Source organism: Achromobacter spanius (assembly GCF_002812705.1).
GTDB lineage: Bacteria > Pseudomonadota > Gammaproteobacteria > Burkholderiales > Burkholderiaceae_B > Achromobacter > Achromobacter spanius.
Map to the genome: position 1 here is coordinate 5,843,689 of NZ_CP025030.1, position 16,698 is coordinate 5,860,386.

Here is a 16,698-nt window from a genome sequence, read left to right on the forward strand (position 1 = left end):
CGTCATCCCGTTGACCAGAACTTCATTGTGCCGATCATTCGCCGCCGCCGCTCCAGCTTTCGCAACCAGCCGTAATTCGATATTTCAGCGGACCGAAACTTGCTGGTGCGGTCACAAGGACCCGGGCGCGCGTTTTCCGCCCCCGTTTTCCGATTTCGTAAAAGTCCATTGCATTCAGCGGCTTGGCGCTTGACACCGGAACCCCCCTGGCCGCCACAATAACCCCCTTGCAATGCGCTTCAACTGCCTCAGAAAAAGGAATGAACGCATGGTTTCCCCTTCCGCAGTGCTTGCCCACGCCGCCTCCGACTTCTTCGAGCGCGCATCGTCGGCCCCCAGCCCTGAACAAGCCGAACTGCGGGACGGCCTGCTGGACGATCCCGCCCATATCGACCCCAAGTACCTTTACGACGCGCTGGGCTCATCGCTGTTCACCGCAATCACCCAATTGCCCGAGTACTACCCCACGCGGTGCGAAGCGGAGATTTTCCAGCGTCATGGCCAGGACATCGCGCGCCATGTCGGGCCGGTGCAATCCATGATCGACCTGGGCGCCGGCGATTGCGTGAAAGCCGAACGACTGTTTGCTCGGCTTCGACCCAAGCATTACATTCCGATCGATATTTCTGCCGACTACCTGCAGACCGCAGTCGAACGACTACGGCTGTCGTACCCGGATCTGAACATCACGCCGGTCGGCCAGGATTTTTCGCAGGTGCTGGCTCTGCCTGCCGGCGTGCCTGAAGCACAGCGGCTGTTCTTCTACCCCGGTTCCAGCATCGGCAACCTTAGCCCCGAAGACGCGCACGCCATGCTGCAACGTATCCGCACGCAATGTGAAGGCGGTGGCTTGTTGCTTGGTGTGGACCGCGTCAAGCCCAAGCAGGTGCTTGAACCCGCCTACGACGACGCCCTGCACCTTACCGCCGCCTTCAATCTGAATCTGCTGCGGCACGTCAACACCGTGCTGGACACCGATTTCGATGTGGCGGACTGGCGTCACGTCGCGCTCTTCAACAGCGCTCGCTCGCGCGTCGAAATGCATCTGGAAGCCCTTCGCGCGGTGCGCGTGTGCTGGCCGGGCGGCGAGCGCGAGTTCCGCCCTGGCGAACGCATTCATACCGAAAATTCCTACAAGTTCACCCCGCAAGCCTTCTCCGATCTGCTGCAAAGCGCGGGCTTTCACGACATTGCCCACTGGTCGGATTCGCGCGGCTGGTTTTCGGTTTTCAGCGCCCGCGCATAACGTGGGCTTTCCCCTTAACGCCACTGGAGGATCGCCATGGACCCTGCCTGCCTGCTGACTCATCCCGCCACCGGTCCCTACGCGGGCGGACAGGCCGGCCAGCACGATCGCTACGACGCCGTGCGGTCCACCAGCACCGCGCTCGCCGCGCCGTTGAGCCCTGAAGATTGCCAAGTGCAATCCATGCCGGACTGTAGCCCCGTCAAATGGCATCTGGCGCACACCACCTGGTTCTTCGAAACGTTTTTGCTGACGCACTTCCACCCTGCCTACAGCGCCTTCCACCCGCAGTACCGCATGCTGTTCAACTCCTACTACAACGCCATCGGCGCCAAGCATCCACGCCCCCAGCGCGGCCTGCTGTCGAGGCCCACACTCGCCGACGTGCAGCAGTACCGCCAACATGTCGACACCGCCATGCACGACCTGATCTCGCGTCTGGGCGGCAACGATCCGGCCTTCGACGCCTTGCTGGAGCTGGGCCTGAACCACGAACAGCAACATCAGGAACTGATTCTTACCGACGTGAAGCACATGCTGTCCTTCAACCCGCTCAAGCCCGCCTACGTGGCATCGGGTTCGCCGGCATTACCGCCCGCGACGCCGGCTGGCTGGACGCGCTACGGCGGCGGCATCACGCGCATCGGACACGACGGCCGAGGCTTTGGCTTCGACAACGAAGGCCCTGCCCACGAGGTGCTGCTGGCGCCGTTCCATCTGGCCGACCGGCTTGTCACGCAACACGAATTCCTGGCGTTCATCCAGGACGGCGGCTACAAGCGGCCCGAACTCTGGTTGTCGGCAGGCTGGGACCGCGTATGCGCCGAAGGTTGGCGCGCGCCGCTTTACTGGGAAGGCCAACGCGACGACTGGCGCGTCTTCACCTTACGCGGCATGCATGAACTGGAACTACAGGCTCCCGTCACGCACGTGAGCTACTTCGAAGCCGACGCGTACGCGCGCTGGGCACGCGTACGCTTGCCGCGCGAAGCGGAATGGGAACACGCCGCCCGGCAACTGGCCGACCCTGCTTTTCCCGGCCGCGCCAACATGCTTGAAAACGGACACCTGGATCCGCGCCCGGCCCCGGCCCGCAACGGCTCGGGCGGCCCGGTCCAATTGTTTGGCGATACCTGGGAATGGACCTCAAGCGCCTACGACGCCTACCCCGGCTACAAGCCCGACGCCGGCGCCGTGGGCGAATACAACGGCAAGTTCATGTGCAACCAGTACGTGCTGCGCGGCGGCTCCTGCGCCACGCCACGCGACCACGTCCGCGCAAGCTACCGCAATTTCTTTCCGCCTGAAGCCCGCTGGCAGTTTTCGGGGATCCGCCTGGCTAGGGATGTTTGAATCACTTCCTATTTTTTTGCCGCGAGCCCGCTTGCAAACAAAAAAAGTTTCATGCTAGAATTTCGTTCTTCGTTGATCAGCGCTACGGAACAGATGCCGCAGCAACACTGAATAACGAACAAGGATTGGCGCATTAGCTCAGCCGGTTAGAGCGACGGAATCATAATCCGCAGGTCCCCTGTTCGAATCAGGGATGCGCCACCAAGAATTAAAAAGGCCCTCACTTCGGTGAGGGCCTTTTGCGTTTACGGCGTATGCAAACTACAACGCAAAACTACAACACAGCCGGAACGCAACCAGTGCAACCAGTGCAACCAGCCCAACTACAGCGTCCGCAACGTATCGCGGCGCTTGCCGCCCCAGGTTGCGGCCAGGCTTGCCACGAAGGCGCCGATCAGCATTGATGCGAAGCCCCACAGCGCGAACGCGGCGGCGGCCTTGCGGGCCTGGTCGGCAGCTTCCTTGGCTTTTTGCTTGGCGTCTTCCGCCGCCTTCTTGGCGTTGGCGATGGTCTGCTCAACGCGGCGCTGCGCAACGGCAGGATCCTGGCCGGTTTGCGCGGCTACCACCTTGACCACGTAGTCGCGGTCTTCGGGCGTCATATCGCCGCGCGCCAGGCTCATGGCCACGATACGGCCCACTTCCGCGCGGGCAGTGCCACGGTCACCAGTTGCGTCAGGCCGATCAGAGCGCATCAGCGTATCGGTGAAATATTCGGTCGCGCGGTCCATGCCGCCACCACCCGCCCCCGCCGCGCCTGCTGCCGCCGTTGCCGTGACCGCCGTGCTCGCCCCTGACGCAACCGCTGCGCCCGCTTTGGCTGCGCCTGACGCAAGCGTTGCAAGCGCCGAACCCAGCAGCGCCGCGCTGACGACCGCGCTCAGGGCCCACACCAGAAAGCCATGCGCGGTATCGCGGAAGTAGATTTCATCCGAATGCACATCGACCCACTTGGTGCGCAAACGTCCGGCCACGTACCCACCAATGCCGTACGAAATGATCTGCGTGAACAGCATCCACGCAATGATGCCGATACCCACGGCGGGCGCCGACATGCCCTCGTCGCCCCACGGGGAAACGGAAAGGAAGCCCAGCCCCGTTCCGCCGGCAAACAATGCCAGCGACAGCGCCGCCGCGATGACGGCGCCAGCGAACACCGCTGCCCAGGACACCCCCGATATTGCCGACTCACGCGGTGGAACGGCGCCGCCGTAGGCCAGGCTTGAAGATGATGCGTTTTCCATGGTGATTCCTTGTTCATTGTTTTGTGGCGCCGGCCGTGCGTAATACTCATCGGCACATCCGCACGAAAATACCGAACGGCGCCGCTACGCAAGCCGCCCGGCGTCAATGCCAGAAAAGTGCCAGCAGGATGATGATGGGAATAGGCACGCCAAGCAGCCACAGCAAAATGGAACGCATGACAGTCTCCTTTTAAGTTCTTCGATTAGCGCGGCCTGGCATTCAGGCCAGGTCGATCGCGCCCGGCAGGCGCGGATCCGGCGCCGGTGGGGTCGGATCAACGAGCGGCGGATCATCGGGCGGCTGATTCGGATCCGGCAGCGGGTCGTCCGGCGGCAGGTTGCCGGGCAAGGACGGATCATCCGGCGGCAGGTCGTCCGGCAAGCCGGGCTCGCGATGCGGAATTTGGGACATGGCTTGTTCTCCTCTGGCGGCGCCAAGCGCGCCACCAGCCCTTCAGCAAATACCGTTCCCACATGCTGCCCCGCCGTGGTCCTGCTTCGTTTGGTTCACGCCCAGCAAAAAGCCCTCTTGCGAGGGCTTCCATAAGCGATTCACCAATCAGCGGTTCACGAATCCGGCTTGCTCAGGGCTTGGGCTTGCCGTCCGGCTTGTTGTCCTTTATCCCCGCCAAGCCATTTTTTGCCCCCGCGCCCAGAAATTCCACGACGGCGGCTTTGCCCGCGGCCGACGCTTCATCCTGGCTGCCGTAGCGCTTTTCTGAATAATTGGTGCTGTGCACATTGCCGCTTTCGGGATCAAGCAAGGTAATGATCCACGCAAACTCTCCCGGCAAGAGTTGCCTGACCTGAAGCGTGGCGCGCGTGCCGGGGCGCAATTTCTGCGTCATTTTCTGGATTTTCCGTGGGGGTTGTGCAGCCATCGTAGCGCAATCGGCCCACGCATCAACGCGCTTTCGCACACTGTTTGAAATGTTGCGCGCGCACATGGATTCATGCTGCAGAGCCCGCGGCGAAAACGCCACACTGGCGCAATCGTGCCAGGAAAACCCTAGGGCCAAGTCCGCTGATACAGGCGCACAATCAGTACAAACATCTAGACCGCGCAACGCGGCGCCGAATCCCTTAATCAGGCGAGGACGGAGACAACATGACTTACGTAGCAGTGGTAATGAGCTGTTTGATGGTTATGGGTATCGTCGGATTGGTGATTCAAACGATTCGAAGCGCGGGGCCTGAGCCCTGGCTGAAGATATCGGCGGCGATAGTCAGTTCAACCTTCGCGTCGTTGTTATTGATTCCGCTGGGGTATGCGGTCGCACAATCGATGTTGATCGACTGACTGCCCCGCCTAAGCGTTTTAGCCGCCCCGGGCTAATCGCCCCGGGCGGATTTGCTTCTTGTCGCTACCCAACACAGCAAAGAACCGGCGGTGACCATTGCCACGCCTTGCCAGAACGATGCGGTCAAGCGGGTGGACAGCCACAGGGCCGCGAAGAACGTGGAAAGCACCGGGGTGAAGTAGGAGGCAGTCGCCAGCAGAGTCAGGTTGCCCTTCAGTATTCCCACGTTCCATAGGGCATAACCGGCAGCCATCGCACCGCCGGTCATGCATAGCTCCAGCGTGGCCGGCCCGGAGAAAACCAATGGCGGCTCGGCGCTGAAAAAGTACTTCGCCCACAATGCCGCGGCGGTCAGCATGAAAAATAACGCCACGCCGTTCTTGCCGTTGGCAAAGCGCTTGGTCACATTGCAATAGACGGCCCAGATAATGGCGCCGCCGAATGCCAATCCGTAGCTGAGAGGATTACTGGATATGTTTGCGACGGTGCGCTCCCAAGACAAGCCGGAACCGCCCACGACCCAGGCAATGCCACATAGCGACAGCAAGATTCCCGGCACCACCCAGGCGTTGGCGCGCTGGCCATTGAACACGATGGCCAACAACACCGTCAGGCAAGGCCAGAGGTAATTGACGATGCCCAACTCGATTGCCTGGCCACGATCAATGGCATATCCCAGCGATAGCGACAGGCAGATTTCGTAGGCGACGAACAGCAGACTGCCCGCGATGAGATAACGACGCGGAAAATTCCGTAACGTCGGAAACCCAAGCAGACACACAAGGAATACCGAACCTACCGTATAAATAAGCGCGGCGCCGCCGACGGCACCAAAGTTCTCGCTGACGCCGCGAATCAATCCCACGACCGACCCCCACAGCAGGATCGCCAACAGACCAAAGAGAGTGGCCGCATTCCGGCCGGAAAATGATCGCATTAACGTTTTCGCTTGATTGCTTGTTGGCTTGCTTGGCGCCCCCTGGCGCGGAAGCAGGCGGGCAGTGTAGCGAAAACCTATCGTTATCGTAGTGACCTACCGGCACGAATCGCACCCGCGCCGGGAAACGCGACAGACCCACTGAAACATCAAAGAAGAGGGAGTATTAGCCGCATGGCCATTTCCATACGTAGATTGAGCGATGTGCTTGCCAGCACGGAGTCGGGCAGGCTTTACCGGATAGAGGTTTTCTTGCAGGCGGACGACCCGGGTCCTTCCAGCCCCAGACCGCAAGCGGCCTCCCGCTACATCCTCAGAACGTCGGACGGAGAAGGCGTGATCGCCCTGGGCGAACGGCGGTATCGCTTGACATCGGGTGAGGTCCTGACGGCATTGGCGCCGCCACCCGCACCGCAACCCGACACCTGAACGCACCCGCGCGCGGCGTCACACATCACACATCCGACGCCACCCGCCGCTTGCCCTCCCCCTTGGCCTTGTACAGCGCGACGTCGGCACGCTCCAGCAACTGCAGCATGGTGATGCCCGAGTCGGGATACATGGCAATCCCGACGCTTGCCGACACGGCCACGCGGATTCCCGGATAGGGTAACGACAAGCTTTCGACCAAGGCCTCGGCCACCGGCTGCGCCTGCTCTTGGCGCACGCCCATCAACAGCAGGGCGAATTCATCGCCGCCAAGCCGGGCCGCCACGTCGGATACGCGGATGGCCCGCGCCATTCGGTCGGCAGCTTCCTTCAACACCGTGTCGCCCGCGGCATGGCCGTGCAGGTCGTTGACCGCCTTGAAGCCATCCAGGTCAATCGCAAGCAGAGCAAAGGAATCGCCGCTGCGTTGAGCCACGGCCAGTTCGCGCAGGATGAGTTCTCCGAACAGCACGCGGTTGCATAGGCCGGTCAAGGGATCGTAGTGCGCCAGGTGCTGGGCATGCGCCAGCATGCGCGACGCCTGCAATAACGCGGTGCCCACTTCCTCGGCCTCTTTGACGCTGGTGCCCGCCAGTTCAACCGTACGCCCTTCCCCCAGCGCCAACGCCGGCCCCACCAGCCCTTGCACCGCCGAGGTCAGCCGATTGGCCAGGCGCAGTGCCAGCCATAGCCCCAGGCCGAAGGCGAACAGCGTGCCCAGCGCCACCCAGGCGATGGAACGGTACAGGTTCGTCGTGACCAAAGTCATGGGCGCGCCAGCGGCAACCGTCCACCCCGACAGCGACGAACGGCTGAAGGCGGTATAGACGGGCGTTCCCTCTTTGGTTACCGATTCAAACGCGCCTTCGTTTTCCTGCCGCACCGCCTGCACCAAGGCAGGCACAGCTTTCTGGCCGACGAACGTCGAGGCATCCCGTGTGCGGGCGATGATGGTTCCGGATTCGTCCAGAACCGCCGCCACCCAGCCTTCCGGCAAGGCACGTCGGCCCAGCGCGCTGCCGATGCGGTCCGGAGACAAGCCCACATTCAAGCTGTAGACCACACTATCGTCGCGCACCACCGGCACGCCCATCGCAATCGTCGGCCGCTTGGTGACCCCGCCGTTGAACAGGCCCGTCAGCACCGGCGCCCGCGTGGTGAACACCCGGCGCAGTTCTTCCGGCGCACCGCTCAAAGGCAAGCGCGCGCCGTAGGGCACCAAGGTGTTGATGATCTGCCGCCCATCCCGATCGGTCAGGACGTAGCTGTCCACGATCTGAAAACGCACCGAGTCCCGCGCACGCTGATGGAAACTGGCCAAATCGCCGCCAAGCAGGTCGGGCGAAGACGCCAGCATCTGCACGCCGGCTTCAACGCCGGTAAGTTCGCGGTCAAGAATGGAGGTGAGGTTGCGAGCCAGGAAAACGGTGTCGCGGAAGATCCGATCTTTTTGGACGATATAGCTTTCGTACACCGCCACCGACGCCACGACCAGCGCCGGCGAAATACAGGCGAACACGAGTGTCAGCAAACCGGTCCGCATGGAATACCGGTGTGGAGGACGCGCCCTCGCGCCAGCCAGGCTCTCGCCATCAGCCATCGCTTTCCCCCTTGGACCCATGCGCCTCCCGATACTTCCTGCCCGGCGATGCATCCGGGCTGGATGAAATTCAGAAATTATTGCAGACCTCCGCAACCGCACAATCCTCGCTCAGACGCCTTTGCAGGCGCTAAACGCGCCTTTTGGCAAGCTGTATCGCGTCCCCAATTTACTCCGAAATGACCAGCCAGGCGACGATTTCATCGCGCTCGAATCACCGTCAAAAGCCGCGTGGCCGCCAGGTTGCTACTATGCGCGGCATGAAGAATCCGTCCCTGAATAGAACTGCCGCAGGTCCGCTGGATGCCCCCGACCGGACCGTCCTGCTGTATGGGGCCATTGCCGCCCTGCTTGGCGTGTGCCTGCACCAACTCATGGCCCACCGAGCGTGGCCATGGGGGCATCCCTTTGCCCTGTACTTCCTGCTGCAATGGCTGGCGCTGGTGCCGATTGCCGGCGCCCTGCTGTCAGGCATGCAAAGCCCCAGGCGCTGGCTGGCCGCGCTGGCCATCTACGGTTTGCTGCTGCCTGCCGTGACGGCCTATGGCTTGACCGCCGCCTATGGCGTACTGCCCAACGAACGCGGATGGCTCAGCCGCGGCGATTCCACCATGCCGCTGTTGTTGACCGGCGTCGCGGGTTTCGTGTTGCTGCCGCTGGTGCAGGCGTTGGACCCGCGCCAGCCGCAGTGGAACTACCCGGCGGTATTCCGCGCGGCCTGGCGTAACACCGTTCATCTGGGCTTGAGCCTCTGCCTGGCGTCGTGCGTCTGCCTGTTGCTGGCGGCGGCGGGTGCCATGTTCGACATGATCGGCATCCGGCTTGTCCGCAGGCTCGTCGAAAACGCGACGTTCCGCTTCGCCGTCTGGCCGATGATCCTGGCTGCCTGCCTTGTGGGCGTGCGCCGCCGCCCCGCCCTGACGGAAACGTTGCAGCGTTCCTGGCTGACGTTGAACGCCTGGTTGCTGCCGCTGGTCACGCTGGTGGGTCTGGCCTTCACCGTTGCCCTGACTGCCAGGCTGGCATTGGGCCTGCAAGCCGTGCAGTTGTCCGCCGGCGCGTTGATCGCGTTTTCGCTGGTGTGGATCAAGCTGATCAACGCCGCCTGGCAAGATAGCCCGAATGCCGCTCCGTTCGGCCCGCGCCTGCGTCGGGCGCTGCGCTGGGCAATGGCGTGCCTGCTGCCGTTGGCGGCCGTGGCCCTGTACGGCGCGGCGGTCCGCGTGGACCAGTACGGTTGGACGGTGCTGCGCGCATGGGGCGTGGGCAGCAGCGTGATCCTGGTGCTGTACGGGGCCGGCTATGCGTGGGCCGCGATACGGAGCAAGCATGAATACGCAACGCTCGCGGCCACCAACCTGGCTGCGGCCTTCGCCACACTCGCGTTGCTGCTGGCGTTCAACACGCCGATCGCCAACCCCATGAAGCAGACCGCCGAGAGCCAGTTGCAGCGTCTGATCGACGGGCGCAAAGAGCCGCAGGACTTCAGCTTTTATGCCATGGGCAACGACTACGGCCGGTGGGGGAAAGATGCTCTGCGGCGCTTGGCGGAAGGTGCCGCCAATGCGCGAGACCCACGGATAGCCACCGCGGCGGCCGAAACCCTGAAGGGCGGCTATTTCCAATGGAACGAACCCAGGCAAGCCGCCGCCGACGCGGCGCCCATCACCGCGCCGCCGCTTACGACCTCGCCCTCGGGCCGTGACGTTCCGTCGGCGTGGTGGGAGTTTCTGCGTGCCGAGTTTGCGGAGCAGGCACAGGTGTGCGCAACGCCCATCGAGCCCCCGACAGATGATGCATCAAGCACGCAACCTTGCCAGGTGATCTACGCCGACCTGACCGGCGACGGGCAGGACGAACTCATCCTGTATGTAGCGCCGCAACAGCGCGGGGAGCGCCGCACGCGGGAATGGTTCATTGCGTTTGCGTCGAACACCGCCGGCCAATGGCGCCATCTGGGCTACCTGTACGCAGAGAGTTTCGAGCAGCCCCTGCAAGACGCAACGGGCGTTGACGACATTGCGCAGGCGCTGAAGCAGGGGCTGGTGCGAACCCAGCCCCGCGCCGACCGCGATCTGATGATCGGCGACCAGTTGCTGCGCCTGCGCTGACCCCACGAGAGGCGCAACACCCCCCGGTTCGTTATTTGCGCAACACCGGGGGTTCTTCCTTCTGACCCATCATGCCGTCGGCAGTCTGCGAGAAAAGATCCCAGCTTGCCATGAACAGCGCGGCGATCAGCGGCCCGATCACAAAGCCGTTCAGGCCGAACAGCGCCATGCCGCCCAGCGTGGAAATCAGCACCACGTAGTCGGGCATCTTGGTGTCTTTGCCCACCAGGATCGGGCGCAGCACGTTGTCGACCATGCCGATGACCAGCACGCCAAACGCAATCAGCACCGCGCCCTTGACCACGGCGCCCGTCAGCAGGAAATAGACGGCCACGGGCACCCAGATCAGGCCGGCGCCGATTGCCGGCAGCAGCGACAGGAAGCCCATGATGACGCCCCACAGCAGCGCCCCCTGGATCGACAAGATCGAAAAGATGATGCCGCCCAGCGCGCCCTGCACCGCCGCTACCGCGATGTTGCCCTTTACGGTGGCGCGCACAACAGTGGTGAACTTGCGGAACAGATGCTGCTTGTGCCCATCGCCCAGAGGAATCGCTCGCTTGATCCGAGCCGACAGCTCAGGCCCGTCACGCAACAGGAAGAACAGCAGATACAGCATGATGCCGAAGCTGATCACGAACTGGAACGTGTCTTGGCCGATGCTTAACGCCTGGGTTGCCAGGAACTGGCTGGCCTGCATCGCCCCCGCGCTGAGCTTTTCCTGAAGGCTGGGAATGTCGGCCAGGTCAAAGCGAGCCAGCACGTCATGCACCGACGGCGGCAATGCGGCCATCGCCTGCTGGAAATACAGGCCGAAATTCAATTCACCCGACTTGATGCTTTGATAGAGGTTTGCACCTTCGCGTACCAGCGAACCGCTGATCGCCACCAGCGGCAGAATGACCAGCAGCAAGACGCCCAGCAAGGTGATCAGCGCCGCCAGATTACGCCGGCCGCCCATGCGCTTGACCAGGCGGCGCTGCAAGGGGCCAAAGATGATGGCAAGAATGGCGCCCCAGAAAACGGCGCCATAAAAAGGCCACAAAAGCCAGCCGAACGCGATGGAGACCACCACGAGCAAAAGCAGAAAGGTTCTGTGGTGCAAGCTGGATGATTCGCTCATGTTCCGTTCCAGGCACGGCGAACGCCGCGAGACGCGCATTGTACTAAGCCCATGCGAGCACGCCGGCTCAGGCGCCGCCGCCCGCGGCACGCAGGATGGTCTCTCGCGCTTGTGCAAGCTCGTCCGCCTGCGCATTCAGCCCCTGCAAGCGCAGGTTCAATTCCTGCTGAAGCGTGGGGGTGGCGACGCGCGTCTGTCCGTCGATCAGTTGTATTTCGTCAGCATTGGCGGCCACCAGATCCGCGATGCCCAGCGCATCGCGCGCCACTGCGTCCATCCGCGAGGCGGCCCGCATCAGTTCAACGGTGGGCCCCGTGACGGATTCGTCGTACACGCCGTCGTAGACGGGCGCCAGATCGGCCGGCAGTTGCAGATCGGCCCGCGCCTTGTCGGCCTTTTCCCGCGCCTCCTGTAGCTTGGCAGCGCTGTCCGCGAGCGTCTTGCGCGCCGTTTCGTAGCCGGACTTGCGCTCAACGATCTCGCCCACCGAGCGGATCGTCTCCAACGCAAGCACGTCGCGCATGGCCCGGGCCGATTCGGCCATCTCCTGCTGGAAGTCGGTAATGACTTCGTAAGCGTCGGCGTAGTCGCCCAGCGCCTCTTTTTCGGCCTTGCTCAAGGCGGCGATCGGCAGCAGCGCATCGCTATTCATCCGCGCCTGCAGCAACTGGATAAACGCCGCGCGCTCCTGCGGCTCTTTGTTGACGCAGGCCGTCATGACCAGCATCGAAGCCATCGCCAGCCCAGTCAGGCAGGCTCGCCACAGTGACATGCGTATCCTCCTCGCACAGCGGATTGATGAATCGATTGGCGCCCGCCCCCCCGGCAATGGCGGGCGCCTGAGCGCAGATTATCCCGAAGCGTCCGATTGCGAGCGCCCCCGGGCGGATTTTGTTGCGATCGAAGCGAGTTGACACAGGGCGGGTGGCGCCTGGGTTGCGATCCACTTCTTGCCATCCCTTAAAATGCCGGATTCCGGCCCCGGCCGCTCGCAATCCCACACGGCTCTGCCCATGACTCAACACGCCACTTCCGCCCCCTGGGGATTCACCCTGCCCGATTGCCGCGGCGCGGCCGCCCTGCTGTTCTTCATGAACGACTTGGCGCGCGTCGTGAATCAATACCTGGGACAGGGCCAATTGTCGGAAGAGGCCCTGGCGGACGCGCAAAAGGCTGTGGACGCCTTGCTTGCACGCTATGTCGAGATTGAAGCCGCGCCCGAGGCGTTCAATGACGAACGCATCGGCCTGGCGCTGGAAACCGAACGCCAGCCGGACGGATCGATGGGCGCACAGGTGGCGTTGCGTATGTCTCCCCGCCTGGAAGGCTTGATCATCGAGGCGCAGCGCCAGGCCCGCTCGACTGAGCACTGAGCGCAACGGCGGCCTTGCAAGCCGCCTTTAAAAAAGGCTTGCAGCCACCTTCTTTTTGCGATAATATCGACGACTAATGTTTTCTGCGCCCCCATATTTCCCAGAATAAATAGGCCGAAAACATCCAAGAAATTGGCTAAACCCGGGGCTAAATTTGGGGCTAACCCCCCCAAGGCTAACAACCTGGCTTGATTCTGGTGAACCAGAGTCACCGCGCCACAACAAGCGCACTTTGCCGGCAGCCTGCCAACCACCCGGAAATTCGATCCGGTTTGCGAAAACCCATAACGCGAAAACGCAAATCGTCGGCTTCCGCCTGGAAAGCACGGCAACAGCCAAGCACATCTTCACCATCCCGCCAGTCCGGTTTGGAAAGAAGTCTAAAAACAAGCAACAAGACACGTTGCAGCCCAAGTCGTAACTACGACGGCGGCCGCACAGCAACCGCCAGAGCCAACCCTCTCTGCGCGACCCCTCGGGCCTGACGGCCGCCTGCTACCGCAAGCACGCCACTTGAGCCCGAACCGATACCGTCCAGGACTGACTGATGGCATCGGCTGCACCACCCGTTACGCGCGCACGCAAAAAACATGAGAATGCGCAAACTGACGGCAACACTTATGCGTTAGTGTCATGCCTGCCCTGTCGGAAAAAACCCGGCGACAAGGCAACCGCGAGGACGCGAGGCGCTTTTGGTACGTCCGCCCTTCGCAGCATGCGCAACACGCAGCTTTTCTAATAACTAGAACTTAAGAGAACACACACCATGAATACTCGTTTCACTACCTCGGACCTGATCCGCCGCCCGGCCCACACGACGCTGGACAACACCCCGATTCACATCGGCGACATCGTTCATCTGCAACCGGCCAATGGCCCGGCCATTCGTGCAACGGTCATTTTCAACGCGCCCATCAACGGCACGACGACCTACACGACGGAAGTCGTGGCTTGCGGCAATGCCACGCAAAAGGCGCCCGGCCAACGGATCCGCTTCCGCCACGAGCATGTGCATCGCATCGAATCGGTGCGCAGCGCTTCGTACTAAACCATCGGCGCCACGGCGCCGATTTTTCTGCCCGCTCGCCGCGCCTGAGCCGCGGTGACGTCAATTTGAGCCACGGCGATTTCATTTCTTGCTAAAGTCGCTGGCAACGTAGCCTGAGTAAATTCCCCCATGCAGAACAACCGACGCGCGGTACGCATCTGGGACCTTCCCACCCGCCTCTTTCACTGGGCGCTAGTCGTCTGTATCGTCGGCGCGTTTGTCAGCGTCAAGCTGGGCGGCCTGTATATGGACTGGCATGTGCGCTTTGGCTGTACGGCGCTGGGCCTGATTATTTTCCGCCTGCTTTGGGGCATCGTCGGCCCGCGCTATGCCCGCTTTGCCACCTTCGTGCGCGGCCCCGGCGCAGTGGCCAAATACCTCAAGGGCGCGGCCGCGCCCGCCGGGCATAATCCGCTGGGCGCCCTGTCGGTACTGGCGCTGCTGCTGGTCGTCGGCTTTCAAGCCGTCAGCGGCCTGTTCACCACCGACGACATCATGACGCAAGGACCGCTGTTCGGTTACGTCAGCGCGGCCACCTCCGGCGCCCTGACGTCGTGGCACAAGCTGAACGAATGGGTCATCATCGCCCTGATCGCACTGCATCTTCTGGCGGTGGCCTGGTATGCGCTGGTGCGCCGCAAGCGCCTGGTGCGGGCCATCATCACGGGCGACGTCGACGCCAAGGACCTGCCCGCCGGCACGCCGCCCGCGCAGGACGGCTTCGCCGTGTGGTTGCGCGCCCTGGTACTGGGCGCCTGCGTAACGGGCGTGGTGTTGTGGATACGGTCGATGGAAGTTGTAGCCGACATGTCTTTTTCGTAATCCGCCACGCGCCGATCCGGCAGCCCAGAAACAAAAATCCCCTCGATACGTCGAGGGGATTTCGCTTGGCAAGTACCGATGCCGCCCGCGGACGGCAAGGCCTTACTTCTTCTTGCGGTAGGAGTCGTGACAGGACTTGCAACTGGCACCCACATCACCGAAGGCCGCGCGCAGCTTGCCAAGATCGCCCGAGTCAGCCGCTGCAGACAGCTTCACGATATTGTCCTGAAAGGCTTGCTGCTTTTGCTTGAAGCCGGCAGCGTCGCTCCAGATTTCGGGACGCGCATCGCCACCTTCCGTACCCGGCCCGAAAGCCGCCCACGGCAGCGCCGACAGGGTCTTCAAGACCTCGACGTTGGCCTTGATCTGCGCGGCGTCGTACGGTGCCTGGCCCTTGACCACCGGCGTCATGCGACCGAAGTGCGAGGCCATCAGCGTCAGCGCCGATTGGCGGTACTTGACCGCGTCTTCGGGCTTGGCGAACTGCGCCGAGGCGGTCGTCGCTAGCAACGGCGCCACGGTCATACAGGCCAACGCGACAAGCGTGGACAACTTTTGCATTGCAATCTCCCGTGAGTACATCAAGAATGCCGCGCGCATGACGCGCGCGGCATGGCGACTATACCGCCCGGGCCAACTCGGCGGCCAGCCCGATGTATGACCGGGGTGTCATTGCCAGCAAGCGGGCCTTCGGCTCTTCCGGCAGGGCCAGGCCCTGGATGAACTCGCGCAGGGCTTCTTCGGTAATGCCCTTGCCACGGGTCAAGGCCTTGAGTTGCTCGTAGGGCTGCGGCAGGCCGTAGCGGCGCATCACGGTTTGCACTGGCTCGGCCAGCACTTCCCAGCAAGCATCGATGTCGGCATCGATAGCGGCCGTATTGACTTCCAGCTTGCCCAGGCCGCGCATGCAGGCGTCCCACGCGACCAGGCAATAGCCCAGGCCCACGCCCAGGTTGCGCAGCACGGTGGAGTCGGTCAGGTCACGCTGCCAACGGGAAATTGGCAGCTTGTCGGCCAAGTGGCGCAGCACGGCGTTGGCCAGGCCCAGGTTGCCTTCGGAGTTTTCGAAGTCGATCGGGTTGACCTTGTGCGGCATGGTCGACGAACCGACCTCGCCTTCCTTCAGGCGCTGCTTGAAGTAGCCCAGCGCCACGTAGCCCCAGATGTCGCGGTCCAGGTCCAGCACGATGATGTTGGCGCGCGTGATGGCGTCGAACAGGGCCGACATCCAGTCATGCGGTTCGATCTGGATGGTGTGGCGGTTCTGGGTCAGGCCCAGGCCTGCCAGCACGCGCTGGCTGAAGGCAGGCCAATCGATTTCCGGGTAGGCCGACAGGTGGGCGTTGTAGTTGCCGGTGGCGCCGTTCAGCTTGGCCAGCGGTTCCACGGCCTCGACGGCGGCGATGGCGCGGTTCAGGCGCGCGGCCACGTTGGCGAATTCCTTGCCCAGCGTGGTGGGGCTGGCCGGCTGGCCGTGCGTGCGCGAGAGCATGGGCTGGTCAGCCTGGGCCACCGCCATGTCGTTCAGTTTGGCGGCCAATTCGCGCAGGCGCGGCACCACCACCTGATCGCGGGCGCGCGACAGCATCAGCGCGTGCGAGGTGTTGTTGATGTCTTCCGACGTGCAGGCAAAGTGGATGAATTCGGCCGCGCGGGCCAGCTCGGCGTCGTCGGCCACTTTTTCCTTCAGCCAGTACTCCACCGCTTTCACGTCATGGTTGGTGACGCGCTCGATGTCCTTGATGCGCCCGGCGTCGGATTCCGAAAAATCCTGCACCAACTGCTGCAGACGCTGGCGGGCAGCCTGGGAAAAGGCGGGCAGCTCGGGCAGGCCGGCGTCGGACAGGGCGACCAGCCAGGCTACCTCGACTTCGACGCGGTGCGCCATGAAGCCGGCTTCGGACAGCAGACCGCGCAGCGCGTCGCTCCGGGAAGCGTAACGGCCATCCAATGGCGAAAGGGCATTAAGTTGGCTCAACTGATCGGCGATTTGCATGGTCTGGGGTAGAAATGGCTACGGATGGGAAAACCCGACGATTTTATCATCCGAGGGCATGCAACATTGTGGCAAACTGGCGAAGAATCCGACCCGCGGACGGTGTGACCGTCAT

At 62.9% G+C, this 16,698-nt stretch carries 17 protein-coding genes and 1 tRNA gene; 9 read left to right on the plus strand and 9 right to left on the minus strand.

Annotation, left to right across the window (positions count from 1 at the left end):
- Positions 1-268 precede the first annotated feature (268 nt).
- The 3 genes from egtD (at position 269) to CVS48_RS26515 (ending at position 2,803) form a co-directional block, all read left to right on the plus strand.
- Positions 269-1,246: an L-histidine N(alpha)-methyltransferase gene (gene egtD / locus CVS48_RS26505; protein ID WP_100857052.1), complete on the plus strand. Its 978-nt coding sequence runs from the start codon at positions 269-271 to the stop codon at positions 1,244-1,246.
- Positions 1,247-1,282: 36 nt separating this feature from the next.
- The gene (egtB, locus tag CVS48_RS26510; protein WP_100857053.1) at positions 1,283-2,599 is read left to right on the plus strand and encodes an ergothioneine biosynthesis protein EgtB; all 1,317 of its coding nucleotides are present in this window, start codon (positions 1,283-1,285) and stop codon (positions 2,597-2,599) included.
- A gap of 127 nt (positions 2,600-2,726) precedes the next feature.
- Positions 2,727-2,803, plus strand: a tRNA-Met gene (locus tag CVS48_RS26515).
- Between the two features lie 119 nt (positions 2,804-2,922).
- Here CVS48_RS26515 and CVS48_RS26520 read toward each other — a convergent pair.
- The 3 genes from CVS48_RS26520 to CVS48_RS26530 all read right to left on the minus strand — a co-directional run bounded on the left by CVS48_RS26520 (position 2,923) and on the right by CVS48_RS26530 (position 4,790).
- A complete protein-coding gene (locus CVS48_RS26520; protein ID WP_100857054.1) occupies positions 2,923-3,843 on the minus strand; it encodes a hypothetical protein in 921 nt (306 codons plus the stop codon).
- 220 nt (positions 3,844-4,063) lie between these two features.
- Entirely contained in the window at positions 4,064-4,255 is a 192-nt protein-coding gene (locus tag CVS48_RS26525) for a hypothetical protein (RefSeq protein WP_100857055.1), read from the minus strand.
- Between the two features lie 172 nt (positions 4,256-4,427).
- Complete coding sequence (locus tag CVS48_RS26530) at positions 4,428-4,790, minus strand: hypothetical protein (RefSeq protein ID WP_242001145.1); 363 nt, start codon at positions 4,788-4,790, stop codon at positions 4,428-4,430.
- A 161-nt stretch (positions 4,791-4,951) separates the two neighbouring features.
- On the opposite strand from CVS48_RS26530, the gene CVS48_RS26535 reads away from it, so the two are divergent.
- Positions 4,952-5,143, plus strand: coding sequence for a hypothetical protein (locus CVS48_RS26535; protein WP_100857057.1), 192 nt, complete (start codon positions 4,952-4,954; stop codon positions 5,141-5,143).
- 32 nt (positions 5,144-5,175) lie between these two features.
- On the opposite strand, the gene yddG is transcribed toward CVS48_RS26535, so the two are convergent.
- Positions 5,176-6,081: an aromatic amino acid DMT transporter YddG gene (gene yddG / locus CVS48_RS26540; RefSeq protein WP_100857058.1), complete on the minus strand. Its 906-nt coding sequence runs from the start codon at positions 6,079-6,081 to the stop codon at positions 5,176-5,178.
- Positions 6,082-6,255: 174 nt separating this feature from the next.
- Here yddG and CVS48_RS26545 point away from each other — a divergent pair, with 174 nt between their 5' ends.
- Complete coding sequence (locus tag CVS48_RS26545) at positions 6,256-6,510, plus strand: 6-phosphofructokinase (RefSeq protein WP_100857059.1); 255 nt, start codon at positions 6,256-6,258, stop codon at positions 6,508-6,510.
- Between the two features lie 25 nt (positions 6,511-6,535).
- On the opposite strand, the gene CVS48_RS26550 is transcribed toward CVS48_RS26545, so the two are convergent.
- Positions 6,536-8,110 (minus strand): sensor domain-containing diguanylate cyclase, encoded by a 1,575-nt coding sequence (locus CVS48_RS26550; RefSeq protein WP_100857060.1) that lies wholly within the window; start codon positions 8,108-8,110, stop codon positions 6,536-6,538.
- A 260-nt stretch (positions 8,111-8,370) separates the two neighbouring features.
- On the opposite strand from CVS48_RS26550, the gene CVS48_RS26555 reads away from it, so the two are divergent.
- Positions 8,371-10,221: a DUF4153 domain-containing protein gene (locus CVS48_RS26555; protein ID WP_100857872.1), complete on the plus strand. Its 1,851-nt coding sequence runs from the start codon at positions 8,371-8,373 to the stop codon at positions 10,219-10,221.
- A 31-nt stretch (positions 10,222-10,252) separates the two neighbouring features.
- Here CVS48_RS26555 and CVS48_RS26560 read toward each other — a convergent pair whose 3' ends face one another.
- The gene (locus tag CVS48_RS26560) at positions 10,253-11,344 is read right to left on the minus strand and encodes an AI-2E family transporter (protein ID WP_100857061.1); all 1,092 of its coding nucleotides are present in this window, start codon (positions 11,342-11,344) and stop codon (positions 10,253-10,255) included.
- Between the two features lie 67 nt (positions 11,345-11,411).
- Positions 11,412-12,116 carry a DUF3053 family protein gene (locus CVS48_RS26565; RefSeq protein WP_100857062.1) on the minus strand — a complete coding sequence of 235 codons (705 nt, stop codon included), beginning with the start codon at positions 12,114-12,116 and terminating at the stop codon, positions 11,412-11,414.
- A 241-nt stretch (positions 12,117-12,357) separates the two neighbouring features.
- Between CVS48_RS26565 and CVS48_RS26570 the strand changes: the two genes are divergently transcribed.
- From CVS48_RS26570 to CVS48_RS26580, 3 genes are all read left to right on the plus strand, one after another.
- Positions 12,358-12,717, plus strand: a complete 360-nt coding sequence (locus CVS48_RS26570) for a hypothetical protein (RefSeq protein ID WP_100857873.1) — start codon at positions 12,358-12,360, stop codon at positions 12,715-12,717.
- A 766-nt stretch (positions 12,718-13,483) separates the two neighbouring features.
- A complete protein-coding gene (locus CVS48_RS26575; protein WP_100857063.1) occupies positions 13,484-13,765 on the plus strand; it encodes a hypothetical protein in 282 nt (93 codons plus the stop codon).
- A gap of 129 nt (positions 13,766-13,894) precedes the next feature.
- Positions 13,895-14,587: a cytochrome b/b6 domain-containing protein gene (locus CVS48_RS26580; RefSeq protein ID WP_100857064.1), complete on the plus strand. Its 693-nt coding sequence runs from the start codon at positions 13,895-13,897 to the stop codon at positions 14,585-14,587.
- A 102-nt stretch (positions 14,588-14,689) separates the two neighbouring features.
- Here CVS48_RS26580 and CVS48_RS26585 read toward each other — a convergent pair whose 3' ends face one another.
- Both CVS48_RS26585 and purB read right to left on the minus strand, forming a co-directional pair.
- Positions 14,690-15,148: a c-type cytochrome gene (locus CVS48_RS26585; protein WP_100857065.1), complete on the minus strand. Its 459-nt coding sequence runs from the start codon at positions 15,146-15,148 to the stop codon at positions 14,690-14,692.
- A 58-nt stretch (positions 15,149-15,206) separates the two neighbouring features.
- Positions 15,207-16,583, minus strand: coding sequence for an adenylosuccinate lyase (purB, locus tag CVS48_RS26590; RefSeq protein WP_100857066.1), 1,377 nt, complete (start codon positions 16,581-16,583; stop codon positions 15,207-15,209).
- Positions 16,584-16,698: the final 115 nt, after the last annotated feature.